Annotated in this window: 25 protein-coding genes and 4 tRNA genes; 17 read left to right on the forward strand and 12 right to left on the reverse strand. The window is 47.2% G+C overall.

Translation table 11 applies throughout. The features are described from left to right. Nucleotides 1-61 precede the first annotated feature (61 nt). Complete coding sequence (locus H6780_03360; protein ID USN88505.1) at nt 62-649, forward strand: aminoacyl-tRNA hydrolase; 588 nt, start codon at nt 62-64, stop codon at nt 647-649. 83 nt (nt 650-732) lie between these two features. Here H6780_03360 and H6780_03365 read toward each other — a convergent pair whose 3' ends face one another. From H6780_03365 to H6780_03375, 3 genes are all read right to left on the reverse strand, one after another. Further along, nucleotides 733-954 carry a hypothetical protein gene (locus H6780_03365; GenBank protein ID USN88506.1) on the reverse strand — a complete coding sequence of 74 codons (222 nt, stop codon included), beginning with the start codon at nt 952-954 and terminating at the stop codon, nt 733-735. Between the two features lie 119 nt (nt 955-1,073). Next, nucleotides 1,074-2,180 carry a S1 RNA-binding domain-containing protein gene (locus H6780_03370; protein USN88507.1) on the reverse strand — a complete coding sequence of 369 codons (1,107 nt, stop codon included), beginning with the start codon at nt 2,178-2,180 and terminating at the stop codon, nt 1,074-1,076. 323 nt (nt 2,181-2,503) lie between these two features. Then, the gene (locus H6780_03375) at nt 2,504-2,875 is read right to left on the reverse strand and encodes a hypothetical protein (protein ID USN88508.1); all 372 of its coding nucleotides are present in this window, start codon (nt 2,873-2,875) and stop codon (nt 2,504-2,506) included. Between the two features lie 1,162 nt (nt 2,876-4,037). Between H6780_03375 and H6780_03380 the strand changes: the two genes are divergently transcribed. The 10 genes from H6780_03380 to H6780_03425 all read left to right on the forward strand — a co-directional run bounded on the left by H6780_03380 (nt 4,038) and on the right by H6780_03425 (nt 11,570). Beyond that, the gene (locus tag H6780_03380; protein USN88509.1) at nt 4,038-4,658 is read left to right on the forward strand and encodes an MBL fold metallo-hydrolase; all 621 of its coding nucleotides are present in this window, start codon (nt 4,038-4,040) and stop codon (nt 4,656-4,658) included. Nucleotides 4,659-4,660: 2 nt separating this feature from the next. Next, a complete protein-coding gene (locus tag H6780_03385; protein ID USN88510.1) occupies nt 4,661-5,134 on the forward strand; it encodes a hypothetical protein in 474 nt (157 codons plus the stop codon). Nucleotides 5,135-5,181: 47 nt separating this feature from the next. Then, complete coding sequence (gene gyrA, locus H6780_03390; GenBank protein ID USN88511.1) at nt 5,182-7,653, forward strand: DNA gyrase subunit A; 2,472 nt, start codon at nt 5,182-5,184, stop codon at nt 7,651-7,653. A gap of 240 nt (nt 7,654-7,893) precedes the next feature. Further along, nucleotides 7,894-8,442, forward strand: coding sequence for a methyltransferase domain-containing protein (locus H6780_03395; protein USN88512.1), 549 nt, complete (start codon nt 7,894-7,896; stop codon nt 8,440-8,442). After that, nucleotides 8,439-9,749 (forward strand): hypothetical protein, encoded by a 1,311-nt coding sequence (locus tag H6780_03400; protein USN88513.1) that lies wholly within the window; start codon nt 8,439-8,441, stop codon nt 9,747-9,749. The genes H6780_03395 and H6780_03400 overlap by 4 nt, the downstream gene beginning before the upstream one ends. A gap of 6 nt (nt 9,750-9,755) precedes the next feature. After that, on the forward strand, nt 9,756-10,136 hold the full coding sequence (locus tag H6780_03405) for a hypothetical protein (protein ID USN88514.1): 381 nt from the start codon (nt 9,756-9,758) through the stop codon (nt 10,134-10,136). 20 nt (nt 10,137-10,156) lie between these two features. Further along, nucleotides 10,157-10,423 (forward strand): hypothetical protein, encoded by a 267-nt coding sequence (locus H6780_03410; GenBank protein USN88515.1) that lies wholly within the window; start codon nt 10,157-10,159, stop codon nt 10,421-10,423. Nucleotides 10,424-10,441: 18 nt separating this feature from the next. Next, nucleotides 10,442-10,693, forward strand: a complete 252-nt coding sequence (locus H6780_03415) for a hypothetical protein (protein USN88516.1) — start codon at nt 10,442-10,444, stop codon at nt 10,691-10,693. Between the two features lie 2 nt (nt 10,694-10,695). Further along, on the forward strand, nt 10,696-11,085 hold the full coding sequence (locus H6780_03420) for a hypothetical protein (protein USN88517.1): 390 nt from the start codon (nt 10,696-10,698) through the stop codon (nt 11,083-11,085). Between the two features lie 95 nt (nt 11,086-11,180). Continuing rightward, nucleotides 11,181-11,570: a hypothetical protein gene (locus tag H6780_03425; protein ID USN88518.1), complete on the forward strand. Its 390-nt coding sequence runs from the start codon at nt 11,181-11,183 to the stop codon at nt 11,568-11,570. A gap of 80 nt (nt 11,571-11,650) precedes the next feature. Here H6780_03425 and H6780_03430 read toward each other — a convergent pair whose 3' ends face one another. After that, on the reverse strand, nt 11,651-12,358 hold the full coding sequence (locus H6780_03430; protein USN88519.1) for a glycosyltransferase family 2 protein: 708 nt from the start codon (nt 12,356-12,358) through the stop codon (nt 11,651-11,653). A 34-nt stretch (nt 12,359-12,392) separates the two neighbouring features. Then, nucleotides 12,393-12,809: a GtrA family protein gene (locus tag H6780_03435; GenBank protein USN88520.1), complete on the reverse strand. Its 417-nt coding sequence runs from the start codon at nt 12,807-12,809 to the stop codon at nt 12,393-12,395. A gap of 33 nt (nt 12,810-12,842) precedes the next feature. Between H6780_03435 and H6780_03440 the strand changes: the two genes are divergently transcribed. Both H6780_03440 and H6780_03445 read left to right on the forward strand, forming a co-directional pair. Beyond that, entirely contained in the window at nt 12,843-14,573 is a 1,731-nt protein-coding gene (locus tag H6780_03440; protein ID USN88521.1) for a hypothetical protein, read from the forward strand. 38 nt (nt 14,574-14,611) lie between these two features. Beyond that, on the forward strand, nt 14,612-15,007 hold the full coding sequence (locus tag H6780_03445; GenBank protein USN88522.1) for a hypothetical protein: 396 nt from the start codon (nt 14,612-14,614) through the stop codon (nt 15,005-15,007). 64 nt (nt 15,008-15,071) lie between these two features. On the opposite strand, the gene H6780_03450 is transcribed toward H6780_03445, so the two are convergent. Further along, nucleotides 15,072-15,989 (reverse strand): hypothetical protein, encoded by a 918-nt coding sequence (locus tag H6780_03450; protein ID USN88523.1) that lies wholly within the window; start codon nt 15,987-15,989, stop codon nt 15,072-15,074. Between the two features lie 12 nt (nt 15,990-16,001). Then, nucleotides 16,002-17,162 carry a hypothetical protein gene (locus tag H6780_03455; protein USN88524.1) on the reverse strand — a complete coding sequence of 387 codons (1,161 nt, stop codon included), beginning with the start codon at nt 17,160-17,162 and terminating at the stop codon, nt 16,002-16,004. A 237-nt stretch (nt 17,163-17,399) separates the two neighbouring features. Between H6780_03455 and H6780_03460 the strand changes: the two genes are divergently transcribed. After that, nucleotides 17,400-18,446 (forward strand): rhodanese-related sulfurtransferase, encoded by a 1,047-nt coding sequence (locus H6780_03460; GenBank protein USN88525.1) that lies wholly within the window; start codon nt 17,400-17,402, stop codon nt 18,444-18,446. Between the two features lie 51 nt (nt 18,447-18,497). Here the strand turns inward: H6780_03460 and H6780_03465 are convergent. Both H6780_03465 and H6780_03470 read right to left on the reverse strand, forming a co-directional pair. Beyond that, nucleotides 18,498-18,579: transfer RNA gene (locus H6780_03465), tRNA-Leu, on the reverse strand. A 115-nt stretch (nt 18,580-18,694) separates the two neighbouring features. After that, a tRNA-Lys gene (locus H6780_03470) sits at nt 18,695-18,767 on the reverse strand. Between the two features lie 79 nt (nt 18,768-18,846). On the opposite strand from H6780_03470, the gene H6780_03475 reads away from it, so the two are divergent. Continuing rightward, the gene (locus H6780_03475; protein ID USN88526.1) at nt 18,847-19,134 is read left to right on the forward strand and encodes a hypothetical protein; all 288 of its coding nucleotides are present in this window, start codon (nt 18,847-18,849) and stop codon (nt 19,132-19,134) included. Nucleotides 19,135-19,155: 21 nt separating this feature from the next. Here H6780_03475 and H6780_03480 read toward each other — a convergent pair. Together H6780_03480 and H6780_03485 are read right to left on the reverse strand one after the other, a co-directional pair. Continuing rightward, nucleotides 19,156-19,242 (reverse strand) — tRNA-Leu (locus tag H6780_03480). 26 nt (nt 19,243-19,268) lie between these two features. Beyond that, a tRNA-Cys gene (locus tag H6780_03485) sits at nt 19,269-19,340 on the reverse strand. A gap of 303 nt (nt 19,341-19,643) precedes the next feature. Between H6780_03485 and H6780_03490 the strand changes: the two genes are divergently transcribed. Together H6780_03490 and H6780_03495 are read left to right on the forward strand one after the other, a co-directional pair. Beyond that, nucleotides 19,644-19,913 (forward strand): excalibur calcium-binding domain-containing protein, encoded by a 270-nt coding sequence (locus H6780_03490; GenBank protein ID USN89259.1) that lies wholly within the window; start codon nt 19,644-19,646, stop codon nt 19,911-19,913. Between the two features lie 48 nt (nt 19,914-19,961). After that, complete coding sequence (locus tag H6780_03495; GenBank protein USN88527.1) at nt 19,962-20,369, forward strand: DUF4332 domain-containing protein; 408 nt, start codon at nt 19,962-19,964, stop codon at nt 20,367-20,369. Nucleotides 20,370-20,408: 39 nt separating this feature from the next. Here H6780_03495 and H6780_03500 read toward each other — a convergent pair whose 3' ends face one another. After that, entirely contained in the window at nt 20,409-20,768 is a 360-nt protein-coding gene (locus tag H6780_03500) for a ribosome-binding factor A (protein USN88528.1), read from the reverse strand.

Consider the following 20,768-nt stretch of genomic DNA (forward strand, 5'->3'; position numbering starts at 1 on the left):
TCTGAGTGTCGTCAATGGGTTGCTATTTCGCAGGTGCCACCGTTGCTGCTAAAATAAACACATGCACTATATAGTCCCACTCGGTAATCCAGGCGATAAGTATCAAGACACTCGCCATAATGTCGGTTGGCAAGCGATAGATTTTTGTATTGGTGCTTGGCGTTTGCCGTCTTTGGTGGAGTCGGGTGGACTGTCAGGACGTCTTACCGAAGGGGTGGTGCAAGGTGGCGAAGTAACGATTCTCTATCCAACCACCTTTATGAATAATTCTGGCAGCGCTGTGCAGAAGTTGGTACCGAAAGGTGCGACAGGACAGCTGATTGTGATACATGATGACGTTGATTTGCCGCTTGGTGAAATAAAAGTTACGCAAGGGAAGGGGGCCGGTGGCAATAACGGGGTGTCGTCGATTATTGAAAAGCTTGGCTCGAAGGATTTTGTGCGGGTGCGCATCGGGATTGCGCCAAAGAGTTTTTGGACTGGGAAGACGAAGCGGCCCACTGGAGGCGGCCCACTGGAGCGCTTTGTGCTTAAAGCGTTTACAAGTAGCGAACAAAAGCAGTTGGTAGAAGTGTTTCCACAAGTGCAGCGGGCGATTGAGACCATTGTGGCTGACGGTGTGACGAAGGCGATGAATCAGTGTAATTAAAAAATTGCGTGACCGTAGGTCACGCAATTTGATGCTCTGTGCCACAATCTAAAAAAAGAATGAATGTAGGTAGATTATCTTCCTTAGTCGTTCTCATTCTCGTATCGGTAGTGCAGCCAGAGATCGCCGAATGATTCTTCGGTGGTTTTTAAAAACATTACCCAGACGCCGTAAATGGTTAGTACGATAAAGGTTTCGTTTGGAACTCCAGTTGCGTTGAGCAGTATGGCTGAGGCTGTGTAAAGAGCGCTGATGGTAAAGAATATGCCAATAACGCACCAGTCATCGAAGGGATCATATTCCATGATTATTCTCCAAAGTTTCCGGTGGTAACTTAAGTGTATTTGGGTGATTAGTCAATGTAGTAAAACAAACCGGCCGGGACCCTTTGGGTCCCGGCCGGTTTGTTTTAGTTCACCAACGCTTACGCGTTGCCTTCCTTGAATGAAAGGGTCATCTTCTGTTCAGATGGCTCGAAGAGCGTAATCTTGAACTTGTAGACATTACCGAGTGAAAGAGCAGCCTTGAGCTTCTCTTCAGTTTCAAATTCTGAAACGTGAACGAGACCTGCTACACCTTCTTCGATTGATGCAAGTGCACCGTGCTTGTTGTACTTAATCACAACTGCGTCTACTACCTGGTCCTTCTGGTACTTCTTACCAGCTGTTACCCATGGGTTTTCTTTAAGCTGCTTGATTGAGAGTGAGATCTTGTCATCCTTCACTTCAATCACCTTTACGCTTACCTTATCACCCACCTTGTAGAGCGCCTTGGTGTCTTCTACGAGACCCCAGTCGAGTTCAGAGATGTGTACGAGACCTTCAAGACCTGGTTCGAGCTTAACGAATACACCAAAGTCTACAGCGCCAGTAACTTCACCTTCTACGACGTTACCAACTTCGTACTTGTTTACCTTCTCTTCCTTTTCCTGCTTTTCTTCAAGCCCCTTCTCAGAGAAGATAAGCTTGTGTTCTTTAGGATCAGCCGTGATCATTACTACTGAAAGGTGCTTACCAACGAGTTCGTTGAGCGCAGTAAGGATCTTGTCCTTGTCGCCATCAGTAACGCGTGGGTAATTTTCAGCTGAAAGCTGTGATGCAGGGAGGAATCCCTGGATGCCCTGCCAGTCGATGATAAGACCGCCTTTGTTGGCTTCCTTCACCTCGAGGCTAAGAACAGTAGCGTTCTTAACAGCTGCTTCGGCATCAGCCCAGATGAGTGCCTGACGAGCTTCCTTGAGTGAGAGCTCAATGTAGCCATCTTCGTTGTCGGTAGTTACTACCTTAGCGTCGATGCTGTCGCCTACATTCACCTTGCGAAGAATATCGCGGGCGTTCATGTATTCACGACCATAAATAAGACCAGTACCAAATGGGGTAACGTCGATGTACACGCGAGCGCGTCCAATCGCTGATACGACACCTGATACGATTTCTCCATCCTTTGGAGCAGCTGGTGTTTCGGCCAAAACCTTGTCCATCACACCTGAAGCGACAGCAGCGCTGTCGCTGGATTTTCCAAATCCAAACATTGTATTTCTTTGTTATTTCCGACGACACGCGTCCGCGCAACTGTTGCTCGTGGCCATGTCCATGAGCGCGGGGTTAAACGTGTGTCGCTAGAAGCTATTAATTACCTAAAAGGTGTGCAAAATATAGCAGAACGTAGGGAATTGTCGAGGGTGCGTGAGTCAGAAAGCCGAGCCGCCTCCAGTTTTTCACACGCTCCGATGTTTGCCGAGTAGCTTGGGCGCACATTCTCCGCGGACGCTCAAAACTGGAGGCGGCTCGGTTCGGACAAAAAAGAGCGCGATACTTGCGTATCGCGCTCAAAGCAGAAGAACAGATGAAGTTTTTAGACGAGCTCAAATCGGGTCGGTTCGGACCGCCGCAAGTTGCGGCGATTGCATCGCTGATTGCGACTGTTGGATTCGTGCGCACGCTTTGTCCAGTGGTGGAGCGTGTTGCGTTCGATAGACCAAAGGCGAGCCTCAAGCCCGTTTTCGATCATGCGAACTTCCTTCTTTCGAGCACAGCTTGAGCCGCTGAAGCTCGGTTCACGAACTTCCTTGCCGGCCACCACTTCAGTCGTGATGGCCTCGACAGGCTTGGCCGGGTGACGCTTCTTTTTGAGCGTCACCCGAGCCCGATTTTTCGGATTCAGGCGGAGAACTTCCGGCATGTGTTGCTGAAGGGCGGGGTCAGTGCTGTAGAAGGTGGTGTACATCTTCGTCTCCTGTGGTATGAGCTATGGAACAAATTGATTTTTATTATTATACACAAAATTTACATATTGTCAATACTAATATATAAAAATAGTGATGTTTTGCATAGAAAAAGCCCTGCACACGTGGTGTGCAGGGCTGGTCCAGGTTTCTCTCATCAGGCAGCTAGGGCCATGTCATGGAGCCGTCCTCCAGTTTGGTCCCTGCATCAAACAGCAGGGCGTCATTTTCTGTCACTGCGCCGACGATGGCGCTTATCCGGAATAGAACTTGCTCATGGAGACTCACTCCTGTTGGCGGGTTCACGGGGAGGCGCTCCCGCGGCGAGACTCATCTAGAGTTCGCGGCGGGAGCAGGATTGACGGCCGATTGCCGAATTGCCGGGCCTATGAGAAGGCGCGGCAGCGGCGAGCGAGGCCGTCAGAGGTAGCACATGGCGCACACTTCATCCGTGCGCCATATACCAGGCCGGACACCGGGGCTAGGAAGCGCCGGCGACCTTGGTAGCGGTGGCGGTGGTCAGCAGGTCGAAAAAAACGTTCTCTTGTGCGCCTTGCGGCGGATCGGTCAGATGCTTCATGGTGCTTCTCCTTTTCCCTTGCGGGAGTTGTATGCTCGCGCTGGCCATCGTGGCGAGTGCGAGCGGTTGAAAACCTAAACTATTTTGTTCTGAAAGATCTCATACCCTACGGGGCGGGGAAGTACACATTGTGGCGCAAACTGCAGTCTGATTAGTCAAACTCATGCAGGACTAGAGAAGTCTCTCTAGAAAACATGGGTCGACAGCCGAGACGTAGTCTCAAGCACAATATGTAGTTCTACCACGCGCCCCGTAGGGGGTTTCGTGTTCGCGCGAGTAATACTCAGCGAGCGAAAACTTATAAAAGGATAGCATACATAAATTATTTGTCAAGGGTTTTGTGTCTTATCCTGGCGCGGCTAATTCCTCACACGCTCCGATGTTTTCAGAGACACTCTGGCACTTTCTCCCCGCGGACGCTCAGAATTAGCCGCGCCAGAGGGACTACCACGCATAGTCGCTGCTTCTCTGACTGTCGCACGCAGTGGGTCTGGTTTGCGCAGGTTGCTGGTCGGGCAGAAATTTTGGCAGGCGGAGCCCCAAAATTTCCGCCCGCGGCACCTTTACGGTATACTTACCGCATTATGGTCATTACATATCACGGTGGTCAGTGTTTTAAAGTTTCGTTTGGTGACACGACCTTGGCTTTTAACCCAATTTCCAAAAAATCCAAACTTAGTCCAGTTAAGTTCGGTTCAGACGCTGCCTTTGTGTCGCTCTGGCACGAGGATTTTAATGGTGTAGATCAAGTAGCCCATGGTGCTAAGCAGCCGTTTGTGGTTGATGGTCCGGGTGAATACGAAATCGGCCAAGTAGTAGCGCATGGTTTTGGCGTCAAAACTATGTATGATAAGGAAGAAGCGTACAATACGATTTTTCAAGTAAAGCTCGAGGATATCAATATGGTATTTCTTGGTGCGCTCAGCGAGCCAGAGATTGACCCAAAGATTCTGAGTGAATTTGGTGATATTGATATTCTTTTTGTCCCAATTGGCGGCGGTGATGTGCTTGAGGCGCCACAGGCGTCTAAGCTTGGTGTGAAGCTCGAAGCGAAGCTGGTGATTCCAATGCACTACAATGACACAGCGCTTAAAGCTTTTCTTAAGGAAGAAAGCAAGGACGGATTAAAGCCAGTAGATAAACTCACTGTCAAAAAGAAGGACGTTCAGGCAATGTCTGGTGATGTGGTGGTATTAAAGGCATAGTCATGATCAAGCGATTTCTGCGACATTTACGACAACAACCTAAGGGTGTTCGGGACAACATCGCGCTTGGTGTCGCAGTATCTTTCACGGCTGTGGTGGTGTTTGGGTGGATGTATAGTTTACCAATGAAGATCGCTGATCGAATGGAAAGACTTGCTTCTGGTAATGAAGAAAAGCCTGGATTTACTGCTTTGTTTAAAGGTATTAAAGATCAGGTTGCTGAAGTGGCCGACGCAGTTGATACTGATGAAGCAGCAGTAATTCAGCTTGAAAGAGAAGTGGTTGGTGAGGATTATCAAATAGTAATGCCAAATGCCGCTCAAGTAGAATTCTCTAGTACCACTACGTCTTCGACAAAAAATGCTCAGTTAAACGTAGCTACTTCTACCGACTCAGCAACAACGTCGCTACGCGCCATTAGAATCGTTACTACCAATACAACCAGCACCTCGTCAACCGCCTCGAGTACGCGCTAGTGTGCTATAATCGCTATCATTTTATTCATATTCTGAACTAATTTTCTATGCCGAAAAAGACCACTGCACCCGAAGTTCCTGAAGTGCCAAAGCAAGGAATTGTCGCTCAAAGCATCACCAGTGAAATGGAGAATGCGTACCTCGACTACGCGATGTCGGTAATTACGCAGCGCGCACTTCCTGATGTGCGTGACGGACTAAAGCCGGTGCACCGCCGCATTCTGTATTCGATGCGTCTCAATGGCTTGACCGCATCAGCCAAATTTCGCAAGTCGGCGACGGTAGTAGGAGACGTGCTTGGTAGTTTTCACCCGCACGGTGACGCCTCGGTATATGAGGCGATGGTAAAGCTCGCACAGCCATTTTCGACACGCTATCCGCTCGTGATTGGTCAGGGTAACTTCGGTTCGATCGACGGCGACAGCGCTGCGGCCTATCGTTACACTGAGGCTAAAATGTCACGCATTTCTGAAGAAATGCTTCGAGATCTGGAAAAAGACACAGTCAACTGGCGTCCAAACTACGACGGTACCAAAAAGGAGCCCGAAGTATTGCCAGCGGCGGCACCAAACCTTTTGTTGCTTGGTTCGCTTGGTATTGCAGTGGGTATGGCGACCAATATCCCGCCACACAATCTCCGCGAAGTCGCCAATGCAACCGCGCATCTTATTGATGATCCAGACGCGACAACCGAGGATCTTTTGAAGCATGTGCAGGGGCCAGATTTTCCAACCGGCGCGATTGCGTTCGATAAAAAGGCGATTTCGCAAGCCTACACCAACGGCCGTGGCGGTGTGGTAGTGCGTGGTGAGGCTGAGATTGTCGAAGACAAGCGGGGCGCCTTCTCTATCGTAATCACTTCGATTCCGTATCGCGTCAACAAGGCCGATATGCAGGAGAAGATTGCTAATCTCGTGCGCGAAAAGAAAATTGAAGGTATTCGCGAAATGCGTGACGAATCAACCGACGATATCCGTGTGGTGATTGAGCTCAAGACCGGCGCCCAGCCACAGACCGTGCTCAATAAGCTCTACAAGCACACGCAGCTAGAAGACACCTTCCACTACAACATGGTGGCGCTCGTTGATGGCGTGCCGCAAACACTCTCGCTAAAGGCAATTCTCCAGGAGTATGTAAAGCACCGCGCTGAGGTGATTCGTCGCCGTACGCAGTACGATTTAAATAAAGCCAAAGACCGCGAGCATATCTTGCTAGGTCTTAAGAAGGCGCTTGATCACATTGATAAGATTATCAAATTGATTCGTGCCGCCAAGGACGTGCCAACTGCGCACGCCGCACTTATGAAGGAGTTCAAATTCTCTGCGATTCAGGCACAGGCGATTCTTGATATGCGACTTCAGAAGCTTGCTGGACTTGAACGCAAGAAGATTGAAGACGAACTCAAGGCGGTGCAGAAGCTGATTAAGGAGCTTGAAGCGATTTTGAAGAGCAAAGCTAAGATGATGAGTATCGTAAAGTCTGAACTCCTCGAAGTGGCTGAGAAGTACGGTGATGATCGTCGTACGAAGATTGTAAAGGGAGGCGTGAAGCAGCTTTCGCAAGAAGATCTGATTCCAGACGAAGAGTCAGTGCTCGTACTTACCCAAGGGGGCTACGTCAAGCGTACCAATCCATCTGAATACAAGGTGCAGAAGCGCGGCGGTGTCGGCGTAGTTGATCTCAATACTAAGGAAGAAGACGTGGTAACTACGCTTATTACCACGTCAGCCCACAGCGATCTCCTCTTCTTCACTGACTTCGGTAAGGTCTATCAGTGCAAGATGTTTGAAATTCCTGAGGGCCGCAAGGCGACCAAGGGTAAGTCAATTATGAACTTCCTCTCAATGGCGGCTGAAGAGCGCGTAACGTCAGTCTTGGCAGTGCGCAAGGAAGATTGGGAAGGTGACTGGTCACTCATGATGGTCACCAAGAACGGTGTCGCTAAGAAGAGCGACGCGGCTGCCTTTAAGGACGTTCGCCGCAGTGGTCTTATTGCGATTACGCTTAAAGACGACGATTCACTCATTGCTGCGATGTTTGTGGGTGCGAAAGACGAAGTGTCGCTCATTACGGAGAAGGGCCAGTCTATCCGCTTCAAGGAAAGTGATGTACGTCAGATGGGCCGCACCGCCTCTGGTGTGGGCGCCATGAAGCTTTCTAAGGGTGATGTGATTGTCTCAGCTGATGTGATTCAGGGCGGTGAGAAAGATAAGCAGGTTTTGGTAGTAACCGAGCATGGGTATGGTAAGGCAACGCCAGCAAAGGAATTTAAGGTCCAAAATCGCGGCGGCTCAGGTATTAAGGCGGCTAAGGTGACTGATAAGACTGGTAAGATCGTGCGCGGACTTATTATTACCGATGAAGAGCAGGCGGAAGGCGAGCTTGTGATCATGAGTAAGAAGGGGCAAGTGATTAAGTTGCCACTGAAGGATGTGCCGGCCCTCGGACGTGATACGCAGGGCGTGCGCGTAATGAAGATGCGAGCAGGAGATTCTATCGCTAGCGTGGTGTTTGTTTAACACGCACTTGTGCCATCGGGCGGACTAATTTTCAGGCACGAATCAAGTTCTCCGCTCGCTTTCCGGTTTTAATAAAGAGGCTTCGCCTCTTGACAAAAACCGGGCTCCGCGAGGCCCGAAAATTAGTTCGTCCGATGGCTGAAGATGTATTGAGGGAGAAATGCGGCGGGACCTTCGGTCCCGCCGCTGTCTTTTCACATAAACCAAAAATTCCACCTATCTCTGGTGTATAATAATCGCATGAATACACCAATTGGCGGTCGGTTTGTCATGCCGGATGTGGTCGCATCACATTTTCACCTTAATGAGGGTGATTTAGTAGCAGATTTTGGCGCTGGTAGCGGTTTTTTCTTAAAAGCGCTTTCAAAAGCCGTGGCCGATACTGGTCGGGTTTATGCTTGTGAAATTCAGAAGCAATTGGTAGAAAAACTTGGTGAACTGGCGCGACTTCAAGGGCTTGGTAATGTGTATCCGCTTTGGTGTGACCTTGAAGAAACAAACGGCATTAAAATCGGCACTGGTGAATTGGATGCGGCAATTTTGGTCAACACCCTCTTTTTGATTGAAGATAAGCAAGCTGCTGTAAAAGAAATGGGTCGCGCACTACGTAGCGGGGGTAAGTTTTTTGTTATTGACTGGACTGAGTCATTCGCTGGCATGGGGCCACAGCCACAAAATGTCATAACTGCATCAGAGGCGACAGTGCTATTTGAGGCGAATGGATTTGTGCTTGAGCGTGAGTTTCCGACTGGTGATCATCACTATGGATTAGCTTTTCGTAAGATATGAAACTCAGACCCTTTGAATTAGCATTGGTGGTTATCTTTGGTGGCATGATGATGGCGGCACTCATTATGCTTAAGGTGTATCAGCCGCCGGCAGATCCCAATGATCCTGCCGTGGTCTTTGATGGTCAGGTAACTATTTGGGGTGTGTTGCCGAGTGGTGAAATTGGTAGTTACCTTGGAGAGCTTGCCGGCGAAAATCCTGCCTATGGACAAATTACATATCGTCAGTATTCTCCAGAAGAATTCAATTCAGTATTGGTCAATGCTTTGGCTGATGGTCGGGGTCCAGATTTGCTCCTTATTTCTCATGAGCAACTCGTACAGATGCGCCCGCGCATTCAACCAATTTCATATGAATCATACCCACTTCGTGATTTTAAAAACAATTACATTGACGGAGCGGAGATTTTTGCACTGAGTGATGGTCTCTACGGAATGCCTATTGCGGTTGATCCGTTGGTGATGTACTGGAATCGAAATGTTCTCTCTAACGAAGGCTTTTTGACTGCGCCAAAAACATGGGAGAGCTTGGTGAATGTTATGTTTCCAGCATTGATTGATCGAGGATTTGACCGAGTGATCAACCGCAGCGTGGTGGCTATGGGCGAATACGGAAACGTACGTAATGCTTTTGGAATCGTTTCCGCATTGTTGATACAGCAAGGTTCACAGGGTGTGGTTGACGTAGATGGAGAATACCGTATTCGTCTGCGAAATTCTGTCGCAGCAGACGTTGATCCTTTGTATGCCGCCGCTGATTTCTACACTCGATTTAGCCGTCCAAACAACTCTTTGTATTCATGGAATCGTTCTTTTGTGGAGGATCGTCAACAGTTCATCGGTGAGGATTTAGTGTTTTATTTTGGTTACGGAAGTGAAGCGAGTCAAATTGAACGCATTAATCCAAATCTTAGTTTTGATATTGCAGAAATGCCACAAGGTGAATCTGCCACGCTCAGACGAACGTATGGTCGGTACTACGCATTGGTCGCGTTAAAATCATCAGATAATTTAAACGGTGCTTTGGCTGTAATGTCAAACCTGGCCACTTCGGAGAGGTCAGCTGAAATTGCAAGGCGCATCAAGATGGTGCCGGTATACCGGAGCTTGGTTGCTGCAGGTAGTAACGACACAATTGGCCGAGTAACATATTATACGGCACCAGTAACGTTTGGCTGGCTTAATCCAGATTTGCAGGCTTCAGAGGCGTATTTTGAAGCTGCAATGCAAGACATCAACGAAAACAGATCATCGGTAGATGGTGGGGTGTCTGATTTGGTGGGACGTTTGTCAGCTGAGTATAAATAAAGTGTTATGACTAACTATGTAGAGTTATTAAAGAAGCAGGTTGTATCGAAGAGCGCTTCGGTGATGGTCGCGATTCTTGCTCTTACGCCGCTTGTCTCTTCAGCCCAGATTAAATTTAATTTAAAATCACCGCTTGATCCCAGTATCGTTACTGTTGAAGGTTTGTTGGTGGCAATTCTTAATGTGTTCATTGTGATTGCTACGCCGATTATTGTACTGTTTATTATATACGCCGGTTTTATGTATGTGACAGCCAGAGGAAACGCCCAGCAGGTTGAGCAGGCTACAAGAGCGTTAACATACGCAGTCATTGGAGGGGTCATCTTGCTCGGTGCGGTGGCTATAGCCGGTATTGTTAAAGGTGTGGTTGATGCGTTTGCGGCTTAATGTAGTTCGTACACAGTAGTATGTCTGAGCCTTTTAAAAATCCTCTCACCTTTACGTCGATCACTGAAATGATTGTTGCTATCATGAATGTGGTGATTATCATTGCTACGCCGATTATCGTTTTCTTTTTAATTTACGCCGGTTTTATGTATGTGACTGCGCAAGGGAATCCGCAGAAGATCGAGATTGCTTCTCGATCGTTACTGTACGGTATTATTGGCGGCGTTATTATTTTGGGATCGGTAGCGATTTTGGCGATTGTCAAAAATGTTGTCGGCGCATTTTAATACAGATAATTAAAAAATATGAAACCAACTACCTATTCAGAACTTGTGGAACTCATCATTAATATTATAAATCTAGCCATTCCAGCTCTCTTTGGTGTTGTCTTTGTGTTTTTTATCTGGAAAATGATTGATTCTTGGGTGATTCGTGGTGGCGAAGAATCAGCGCGTGAGGCAGGGAATAAGTACGCTGTTGCAGCAGTGATTGCATTTGTGCTCATGATTAGCGCGTGGGGCATCGTAGCGCTCATCAAAGATTCTATTTTTGGATAGGTATGAGTACAGTACGCGTGTGGTCTGTGATAGCAATGAGTGCCTTTGTTTGGCCGTATTCAGTTGCGCATGCGCAAATTGCGAATTCTAGCAATGGTGGATCGCTCCAGTCGTTGCTCATTAATATTTTACATTTTATTAACTCAACGATTATCCCCTTTATTATCGGTATTGGGTTTTTATACTTCGTGTGGGGTGTCTTCCTCTACTTTATTGTCGGCGGTGCAGACGAGGAAAAGCGAGCTAAAGGGCGAAGTTATGTGGTCTCAGCGACAGTGGGATTTGTGGCGATCATTATCTTTTTCGGTGTTATTAACATGCTTGTTTCAAGTACTGGTCTTGAGGGAGAGTCGCTCCAGTACATGCCGGTAATCCCGCTTATTGGCTCATAGTGATATCAGTGTATAACTCTTACAAGATGACTTTTTTTGTCCTATACTATATAGGTAGACGTTATAACGTTGTTAATTTATAAATATAAATACGTATGAAAAAAATCGGATATCTAGCTGCAAGTGCAAGCACGTTGTTGCTGCCAGCACTTGCGTCCGCTCAGCTTGCTAATTCCACTAATGGTGATGGTGGGGCGCTGCAGGATTTGATGCAGAACATCCTAGAGTTTGTAAATGGAACCATTATTCCATTCATTGTTGGTATCGGCTTCCTTGTATTCGTATGGGGAATGTTCAAGTACTTCATTGCGGGTGGTGCAAATGATGATGCTAAGGAGCAGGGAAAGAGCCTTATGATTTATGCGACTCTTGGCTTCGTGCTTATCATTGTATTCTGGGGTATCGTCAATCTTCTTGCTGATACTACTGGTCTTGCTGAAGACTACAACAACAACTACACACCAACAGTGGTTGTTCCTAGCTAATTGCTTGCTATATCAACAAAAAGCGCTGGCAAGCCAGCGCTTTTTGTTGATATAGCAAGCTCCTGCTTTTTGTGATGGTCTTACCAAAACTTCTTGGGTAAGACACGGTACTTTAAGAGCACCAGACCGGCCTCGAGCGCATCCTTGAAGATAATTTTTTTTCCCTCTTCGGGACTGCGAGGGGTGTATGAGATAGGAAGTTCAGTAATGTTGTAACCGTTGCGTAGCAGCTTTGCGGTTACTTCTGGGCAAAAGCTGAAACGTTCTTCTTTGAGTTTTAATGTTTGCAAAATATCACGTCGTATCAGCTTGTAGCAAGTTGGTTCGTCGGTAATCTGGCTCCCATATAGAATATTGGTGAGCAAAGAAAGTGATATGCCTCCATAGTAAAAAATAGTTCTTTTTTCGATATGTAGGTTGCTTTTTGCTCCCAATCGACGTGATCCGTACACAGCTGGTAAATCATGCTCTACCGCATATTTTAGAAGCGCAGCAATGTCACGTGAATCATATTCTAAATCGGCGTCTTGGATAACTACATACTCACCAGAAGCTGCTGCCAGGCCGGTCCGGATGGCACCGCTTTTCCCTCGATTTCTTTTGTGTTCAATGAGGGTGATAGGGTGGCTAGATTTTTTAAGGAGCGCAATGGTGGCGTCTGTTGATCCGTCGTCAACCACAATAATTTCTTTTTTGATACTGCCAAAATCAACAGCACATAATGCGTCCAGCATTTGTTCGATTGTACCTTCTTCATTATAGGCGGGAATGATAATTGAGAGTTTCATTTGGTTCAGTACTATTGATACATTTTACTATAAACTATACTTTCATGTCCCCAAAGGCATAAAATTTAATGAGTAAAAAGTTAATCATAAAACTAAAACCAAGTGCGATGATTTTGCTCATCATGACGGGAAAAAGAAACAGTTCAACACAGATTACGACTGTGCCGAGGTTTGCTAAAAAGCCGACCGCACTTGAGGCAAAGTGTTTTACAAATGTAGCGCCAAAAGAACTTTTGCGCGAGAAGATAAGGAGGTTTGATAGTAAAAAATTGGTGATAGTGCCGGTTACAAACCCTCCTGAAACTGCAAAAGTGTAGTGCCAAGGCACTGTCTCCAATAGGGCGTATACAGTAGACAGGTCAATCACTGCCGCCATGCCAGCCACGAAAAAGTACGCAGCAAATTGCTTGCTTACATAGCGGGTACAGATAAATTGATACAACGCTCGCATAATGTTCTGTCTTTACTATGTTACTATGTTACTATGTGGCTTAAAAAATATGGTGTGTACGGAGTAGTTTTTATGATTGTCTTCGTATTTTTATTGTGTGCAAAATATCCATTCGCTAATTTTAGCGGCACTCGAGATTCATATTATCATACTGGCCATTCGATGGCGTATAAGTTTCACACCCCGTTTAACTATCCGCAGCTGACGTATCTAAATGAATACCCTTCAGATCCGTGGTGGGGCTATCACCAGCTTTTGGCTCTGAGCTATACCGGTCTTGAGCAAGGTGATATTAAAGCAATAGTCACCAGGACAATCCTGCTGCATATTTTTTTGAGTTCGCTACTTATTGTGAGTATTACGCTGTTGGCAGTTGAGTACTACAGACATATGCAGCCTCTATACAAGCGTCTGTTACGTGTGCACAGCATTCCGGACGCGCAAACGATCATCTCTGCCGCAACAGTTGCGAAGGTTGTCCTTCCAGTTTTGTTTTTTTTAACGTCGCTCCTGTTTTTGTATCGCGCAACTTTTATGGAGCGACCACACGTGCTCATGATCATGTTTGTGGTCATGGGGATGTATTTTTTGCTTAAGCGGCAGTATTGGTGGTTGTCTCTGATGGCAGTTTTGTCGGTTCTCTGCTATTCGATGTCACTCTTTATATTTTTGCCAGCGACGGTCACGCTGGTTGGTTGGTTGCTTGTGGATCGGTCAAAAACAGGTTTGGTGGAGGCGATGAAGCCGTTTTGGTATACGGTATTCGGTTTTGTGATTGGGGTGTTACTACATCCGGCGTCGTGGGGGTATTTGCTAAATGGAGTGTTTTTCCATGCGTTTGCCATACTGCAGAGCTTTTCTTGGTTTATTGATTCTGAATTATCAGTGTTGGGTATACCGGGTGAAATGATGTACAATAAATCGTTAACATTTAGTGCTCCGTTGGTTATTCTTACTACCGTATTTACGGGCATAGTATGGCACCGTTTGGTATCGGGTAGAAAGGAATTTCAAGTTTTATCAAGACAACATCGGTCATTGTTTACTATTGAGGCGGGTTTTTCAGTAGTGGCGTTAGCACTCGGACTCGCATCTTTTTTTGTATTGAGAACAGCAGAATACAGCTCACCGTTTTTATCGGTAGGTTTTGTTGCTTTCTTTTTCGGTTTCCTTTTGCCGGTACTAAAGTTGCTGCATGAAAAAATTATCGAGGATAAGAGCGAGTTCTCATCGTTTTACAGACAAGCAGTTCGGGTGTCTGTGGTGTGGTATCGTTCATCTTTACTAAGAGGATTGTTTGTGGTGTGTATTTGCCTCCTCATTGTTTCTGTATTTACCTATGGCAAAACAAGAGCAAATCTTTACCCGATGGATCGGTTATTAGGTGCGAATAATTTCTTGGCAGGAGAAGAGGGTCGCGGAGTTATTTTAGGTAATGATTTTGCGTCTTATGCGCAAGGGTCATTCCAAACTCCTGACCACCTATATGCACAGGGCATGGATCCGCGAATGACGTATTTTTTCGATGAGCAGGTAGGTTTTTGTGTCAACGCTTTTCTGAGAGCAGTCAGAACAGACGGTGTACATTTTGACGGTGATGCGTGTATGCCAGAAGTAGTAGAGCGATTTAATATTACCCACTTTTTGCTCGACGGTACTGACGCTACTGATTCTGTGCTCAACTATTACGAAGAACGACTTAATCTAGAATTGGTTTACCAAGACGAAAAGTACCCGCAAGTAAAAGTGTATAGGGTAGAGTAGTATAAAGTTGAGAACCTTCCATGTGGTATCATTTTAGAATGAAACAGTTCTTGCGTACGCATCTCTACTTATTTTTGCTTTTTGTTTTGCCGGCAGTAACATTCGCAGCGCCGCCGCCGGGGACGACTGAGGCACAAGCGTTTGTTGACAAGCTCAACTCAGTAATTTTGTTCCCAACCATTGCACTTCTCAGTGCCGTGGCGTTCTTTGTATTTTTGTGGGGAACTGCTCAGTACTTCATGAACGCAAATAATGACGCAGCCCGGGAGCAAGGGGTGAAGCACATCACTTGGGGAATTATTGGCTTGGTAGTGATGTTATCTGCATTTGCTATCTTGGAGCTTGCTACCACAACTGTCGGATTGAGTAATGAGCTCGATTGCGCTAATGATCCAGCAAACTGCGCCAATAATCCATTTGTGGTGCCTACGTAGTGGTGTATAAAAGAAGGCCCGAGCGCTTGCGCTCGGGCCTTTTTAAAAGAACGTGAAGGAGAGGCTACGTCGCCGGTACCGCTTTCACAAAGATAGTTACCTTTGTGATGTCCGGGGTTTTACCCCAGCCACTCGTGTACTCGTACTGTACCGACAGACGCAGTGCCAAACGGTACACACCTTGGATGCTGCCGGAATAAGTGAACGGCTTTTCGATTATGGCATAATCCTCTACCTTGAGGCTACGATGTTTGTGCTGCTCCTTAAATTCAGGAGCAAAATCGTAGACCAGTCTGTGGCCCGGGACCGGTGCTAAGAAGAACTCTTTCGTGTCGTTACAGACCACGATGTTTTGTCCTTCCGGGAAGACGTCAATGATGCCGCCTTCTTTGCCACAGCCGGCTGGCTTGTCGCCAAAGGCTACCTCGACCGCGCGAACAATTTTCTCGTCCGCATCGGTCATTGCCAAGGTTACACCGCCGAGAGTTCCAACGACCATGAACACTGCTGCGCCTCCGAACAGAATGATGAGCAGAAGTCCGATGTTGCCCAGCAAAATATCTACCAGACTATCGTTCCGCCATTTCTTCGGTCCTTTCGGTTTTTTCGGCCACACCATCCAGAGGATGAAAAGGCCGATGCCGACGGCGACTAAGTCAATCCACCAGCGGTTGGGCTCTACCTCAGCGGGGCTGAAGTGAAGTGCAGTGCCGGTGGGTGTGCTGGCGAACCAGGTGCCGACTTCGTTAAGGATGTTGGTCCAGTTTGCATATACTGCCAAGAAGGCAGCAACGGCAAGCAAGATTTTCAGCCACTTCAGCTTCATCAGTGAACCGATGGAGCTGTTGATATTGCTTCTCAGATTCCCGGTCAAGGTTGGACCGGGTTTCGTACCTTGGGTGCGGAACAAACGATTGATGAATGTTCCGGCCATGATGAGTGCTCCGCAGAACACCAGAAACACGATCCAGCCTGTACTCATGATGTGTTACTCCTATTTTCTGAGACTAGTTATGAGTGCGGTAATGAGAGTGCTGACATCGCCTCCTTTTGCTACCGCATCGACCAGCGCTCGATTTTCAAGAATCGCTTTTTGCAGAGTTGGGTCAAGGTTCATGAGAACTTTGGCCATACTTTCTTGGCCAGCTGCTACGCCTTGATCGCTCAAGGCGCGGGCACGACCTTCTTGACGTCCGATTGCCGGAGCATGCAATTTGCTACGTTGCTCAGGCGGCAATTCATCCTCGAAATCTGTAATGTCGATCTTGAGAATGATGATGCCGAGGTCGGCCAGTTTCTTGCCCGAGTAGCTGCAGTTGTCGATGGTGTCAAAGACGTAATCTTTAACACCCTTTTGAATGAGAGTTGCCACCAGGCTGGTGATTGCCTCCTTGGTATCGTTTGCTTTTTGCTTGGCCCAGATTTGCTTGTCGATATTGCCGATGACATCGTCGAGCGTTACTTTACTGCGGACGACATTTCGTGCTACCGACTTGAGCGCCTGGTCGAGCAAGACGTTCCAAGACTCCGTGAGATACAGTGCCTCTTCAATCTTGTCCGGGTCAATCATGACCTGGGCCGAGCCTTCAACGGTGAAGGGGACGGTTTGAATCTCTGCTCCGGCGTACTCGAAGTACCAGGTAAATGGCGCAACGCGTACGTGGTTGGAGTAGTACCCCGGTTCATCTTCTTTGATGACTCGGTAGACTCGTTTTCCGCCCTCTTCTTTCACTTTGTATCGTGGCAAATCATACGTCTTCGGCTCAGTGAAATACGGCACGTAAACGTGCACTTTCGCAATGTTCCAGACGTATTGTTTGTACAACATCCACAGACCGAAAAGAGCGTCAGAATGCACCGGCCCGCTTGCTTCGCCGTCGATAGCGTAGAAGAACCGGCCGGAATAGTCGATAGCAACTTTACGACCGGTGCCAACCTCGATGAACATTGAGATCTTATTGGGCTGATTAGGATCGTGCAGCAGCTTGTCTTTCATGAAAGGTGAAAGGAGGGCAAAAACCAAGATGGCCAGTGCAACTCCCGAGATTGCTGCTACTACAGACAGCCAGATGGTGAGCCAGATTTCGCTAGTCAGCGCAGCTACAACACCGAGCAGAGACATGACGATTATGAATCCGCCAAAGATGACGTTCATGATGTTTCTCCTTCAATTTTCAAAGCAGCGTGTTTGCTGCGAACAATTTTGGCTGGGAAAGCCCCAGCTGAATCTGCTAGTATAATATCATAAATAAATTAAAAAGTCAAGTTATAGTGTATTGGTACAGGGCTATAAATAAGGCTACTTTTAAGCTATTTGCTTAAAAGTAGTGAATTTGGAGTGAGACTAGATTAAATATGGCCTTGGTTAGCTTCGTGTGGTATGATTTGCGCCATGAAAAAGTCTACAGGACGGGATTTGCGAAGTCGTGAGCAAAAGCGCAAAGATGCTGCGCTTGATACGCGCGAGCGTACCACTGTGTCGTTTTATCGGTATGTAAAGGTGGCCGACCCGAAGGAGTTTCGCGCGCGTTTGCTGGCGAAGTGGGGCGAACTGGGCTGTATGGGGCGCATTTATGTTGCGACCGAAGGAATTAATGCTCAGATGAATGTACCAAAGGAAAATTGGGAAGCGTTTGATACCTGGGTGCAGGCGCAGCCGGAGCTTGCGGGTATTCCATACAAAATCGCTGTTGAAGAGGGCGAAGCGCCATCATTCTTTAAGCTGACGGTAAAAGTGCGTGAAAAGATTGTGGCTGATGGGCTCGATGACGCGTCATTTGACGTGACTAATACCGGCGAGTATCTCACTGCTGCGCAAATGAATGAATACATCGACGATCCAGATGCGGTTGTGTTTGATATGCGTAATAACTACGAGGCTGAAGTGGGGCATTTCAAAAATGCGATTACACCCGATGATTTTGTGACGTTTCGTGATGAACTGAAGCGTACGCCTGAGCTACTGCGGATTCATCAGAATAAGAAGATTGCTATTTATTGTACTGGCGGGATTCGTTGTGAGAAGGCGAGTGCATGGCTGAAGCATAACGGCTTCAAGGATGTAAAGCATCTCAAAGGCGGTATTATTGACTACAAGCGTCAGGTGGAGGAAGAGGGGATTGAGAATAAGTTCATGGGTAAGAACTTTGTGTTTGATGAGCGTCTTGGTGAACGCATCAGCGATGATGTTATCTCGACTTGTCATATCTGCCGAAAGACCAAGAGCGATACGCACTACCACTGCAAGAATCAGATTTGCCACTCGCTGTATATCGGTTGTGATGAGTGCGTGACGAAGCGAGGTGGCTACTGTAGTCGCACTTGCCAGGCGGTAGATAAACTGCCAGCTAAGACGAAGAAGACACTGGCGCGCTGGTACAACACGTACGTGCGTAAGCGTAAGCCGTTTACGAAGACACGTTGGCGTAGTGAAAAATGAGGAGGGTGAGTAAAGCCGCGATTCTCGAAGAGAATCGCGGCTTTATCTTTGTGCGCAGGAGAGGACTTGAACCTCCACGGATTGCTCCACTAGTGCCTAAAACTAGCGCGTATACCAATTTCGCCACCTGCGCGTGTGCGTGGCGAGTATAGCAGAGAATAGGGAAGAATGCGAGGGGTGGAAGCGGTGGGTGATGTAGAAAAAACGGCAGATTTTCCAGAGGAAAATCTGCCGTTTTTTCTGTGTTGTCCGCCCACTAGGACTCGAACCTAGGACCTTACGGTTAAGAGCCGTCTGCTCTACCAGCTGAGCTATGGGCGGATACCAAATATTGGTGCGCAGAGTGTAGCGCATTATTGTGATTTCTGCAACAGCTTTTGTTATCATTCAAGTATACAGTATGTGGGAAATTATTTTAGAAAAATACCATGAGTTGCAGTGGCCAGTTTTTACAGGTTTGATTTTTGGGTATGTGGTAGTGGATGGGTTGTATGCGTACTATACGCTCGCGGTTGCTCGACATAACGCGGCGGTATCTGCGCACACTAGTGCGATACTGCATATCCTCTTAGCAGTTGGGGTGCTTAGTTATGTGGAGAATTTTTTGTATATTATTCCAATTGCTATTGGGTCTTGGGTTGGAACGTATCTGGTGGTACAGCGGGAAGCAAAAGCCGGCAAGCGATAGCTTGCCGGCTTTTGCTTCTAGTGCCCGGGGCGGGAATTGAACCCGCACGCCGTTTGAATAGGCAAGGGATTTTAAGTCCCTCGTGTCTACCGATTTCACCACCCGGGCACACTACATCGCACGCGATGTACGTGAGTCCTGGGCGGGAATCGAACCCGCGCATGGCGGTTTTGCAGACCGCAGCGTTACCACTTCGCCACCAGGACTTATGAAAATGTACGGTGTACTGTAGCATTATTATCTGGCTCTGACAAAAGCTGCTACTTAATAAATTCTGGTATAATTTTGTAATGAAAGAAACAGTTAATTGGCGACATAATAAAAAGGTCCGCCTCGCAATTATTGTAGGATTATTGGTGATTGTTGGAATTATCGCTTTGCTTTTTGAAAAGGCAAGAATCTGGATGATTGGTGTAGCGATATTACTATTCGCTGCACTTGGTCTTGAAGTTACAAATACTGATGTTGACATGGGCACTCTCGTGGAAACTCGTTCAGTATCAGACTCTATGATTGAGCGAGATGAGTCTGGCAATCTAGAAGCATCAGCTGAGGGTGGTTTCCTTACTTCAATTCTGCGTGATAAGGAGGGTAATGAGGTGGCAGAAGGTACTCCTGGAGCAAAGCGAACTGACGAATACAATTGTGATGATTTTGCTACACAGGCAGAAGCACAGATCTTCTTTGATAATGCTGGCGGGGTTGCGGGTGATGTAAATCGTCTCGATGGAAACAAAGACGGCGTGCCGTGTCAAAGTTTGCCAAAAGGTGCAAATTAGGACAGTTTGGTATACTGAAAGTCCTTAATCGTCATAATTGTAGACGTTATGTCATATAAAATTGAAGAGGTTGAAGGTATTGGTCCAGAATACGGATCAAAATTACGAGAGGTTGATATTCAGACTACTGAAGACCTACTCCGACGCTGTGGAGACAAGAAGGGTCGTGAAGGAGTATCGACAGAAACAGGTATTTCTGAAAAGCATCTCCTGGAATGGGTAAATCTTTCAGACTTGATGCGCATCAATGGTGTCGGTGAGGAGTTTGCTGATTTGCTTGAAGAGGCTGGTGTAGACACGGTGAAGGAGCTGAAGAACCGAAACGCAGAGAATCTAGCTGCAGCGATGGCTGAAGTAAATGAGAAGAAGAATCTTACGCAGCGTGTTCCATCAGCTGAGACAGTTCAAAAATGGATTGATGAGGCAGGGAAAATGGAGCCGATGGTGAGTCATTAGGAATAAATAAAAAAGGCGCCCGCGAAGCGGGCGCCTTTTTTATGCTGCTGTCTCGTCTCCTTTCTTCTTCGCGTCTTCAATTTCTCGTACAAGCTCGTCCATGTATTGACGGTGTTTTTCACCAGCATCAATCATGAATTCGAGGTGGGGGATGTGACGCAACTTCGATTTCTGCTTAAGAAAATTACGTAAGTTGGTGCCGTTTCGTTTGAGGAAAATCTGCGCATCGGATTCGCGGCCGTCAGGAATGGTGGTGAAAAAAATAATCGCGCGGCGCAGGTCTGGTGACACATCAACACTCGTAATCGTGATGAGTGGGTCGGTGTTGGCTTCTTGGCGCACAAAAGTAGCGGCAAGTTCCTGAAGGAGTTCGGTCACTCTAATCTTTCGGTCCTGCAT

The sequence above is a fragment of the Candidatus Nomurabacteria bacterium genome (assembly GCA_023898565.1).
GTDB lineage: Bacteria > Patescibacteriota > Minisyncoccia > Phycocordibacterales > UBA918 > OLB19.

Coding starts and splice junctions, on each gene's coding strand:
- H6780_03360 (USN88505.1), top strand. CDS start 62: ATGCACTATATAGTCCCACTCGGTAATCCAGGCGATAAGTATCAAGAC.
- H6780_03365 (USN88506.1), bottom strand. CDS start 954: ATGGAATATGATCCCTTCGATGACTGGTGCGTTATTGGCATATTCTTT.
- H6780_03370 (USN88507.1), bottom strand. CDS start 2,180: ATGTTTGGATTTGGAAAATCCAGCGACAGCGCTGCTGTCGCTTCAGGT.
- H6780_03375 (USN88508.1), bottom strand. CDS start 2,875: ATGTACACCACCTTCTACAGCACTGACCCCGCCCTTCAGCAACACATG.
- H6780_03380 (USN88509.1), top strand. CDS start 4,038: ATGGTCATTACATATCACGGTGGTCAGTGTTTTAAAGTTTCGTTTGGT.
- H6780_03385 (USN88510.1), top strand. CDS start 4,661: ATGATCAAGCGATTTCTGCGACATTTACGACAACAACCTAAGGGTGTT.
- gyrA (USN88511.1), top strand. CDS start 5,182: ATGCCGAAAAAGACCACTGCACCCGAAGTTCCTGAAGTGCCAAAGCAA.
- H6780_03395 (USN88512.1), top strand. CDS start 7,894: ATGAATACACCAATTGGCGGTCGGTTTGTCATGCCGGATGTGGTCGCA.
- H6780_03400 (USN88513.1), top strand. CDS start 8,439: ATGAAACTCAGACCCTTTGAATTAGCATTGGTGGTTATCTTTGGTGGC.
- H6780_03405 (USN88514.1), top strand. CDS start 9,756: ATGACTAACTATGTAGAGTTATTAAAGAAGCAGGTTGTATCGAAGAGC.
- H6780_03410 (USN88515.1), top strand. CDS start 10,157: ATGTCTGAGCCTTTTAAAAATCCTCTCACCTTTACGTCGATCACTGAA.
- H6780_03415 (USN88516.1), top strand. CDS start 10,442: ATGAAACCAACTACCTATTCAGAACTTGTGGAACTCATCATTAATATT.
- H6780_03420 (USN88517.1), top strand. CDS start 10,696: ATGAGTACAGTACGCGTGTGGTCTGTGATAGCAATGAGTGCCTTTGTT.
- H6780_03425 (USN88518.1), top strand. CDS start 11,181: ATGAAAAAAATCGGATATCTAGCTGCAAGTGCAAGCACGTTGTTGCTG.
- H6780_03430 (USN88519.1), bottom strand. CDS start 12,358: ATGAAACTCTCAATTATCATTCCCGCCTATAATGAAGAAGGTACAATC.
- H6780_03435 (USN88520.1), bottom strand. CDS start 12,809: ATGCGAGCGTTGTATCAATTTATCTGTACCCGCTATGTAAGCAAGCAA.
- H6780_03440 (USN88521.1), top strand. CDS start 12,843: ATGTGGCTTAAAAAATATGGTGTGTACGGAGTAGTTTTTATGATTGTC.
- H6780_03445 (USN88522.1), top strand. CDS start 14,612: ATGAAACAGTTCTTGCGTACGCATCTCTACTTATTTTTGCTTTTTGTT.
- H6780_03450 (USN88523.1), bottom strand. CDS start 15,989: ATGAGTACAGGCTGGATCGTGTTTCTGGTGTTCTGCGGAGCACTCATC.
- H6780_03455 (USN88524.1), bottom strand. CDS start 17,162: ATGAACGTCATCTTTGGCGGATTCATAATCGTCATGTCTCTGCTCGGT.
- H6780_03460 (USN88525.1), top strand. CDS start 17,400: ATGAAAAAGTCTACAGGACGGGATTTGCGAAGTCGTGAGCAAAAGCGC.
- H6780_03475 (USN88526.1), top strand. CDS start 18,847: ATGTGGGAAATTATTTTAGAAAAATACCATGAGTTGCAGTGGCCAGTT.
- H6780_03490 (USN89259.1), top strand. CDS start 19,644: ATGATTGAGCGAGATGAGTCTGGCAATCTAGAAGCATCAGCTGAGGGT.
- H6780_03495 (USN88527.1), top strand. CDS start 19,962: ATGTCATATAAAATTGAAGAGGTTGAAGGTATTGGTCCAGAATACGGA.
- H6780_03500 (USN88528.1), bottom strand. CDS start 20,768: ATGCAGGACCGAAAGATTAGAGTGACCGAACTCCTTCAGGAACTTGCC.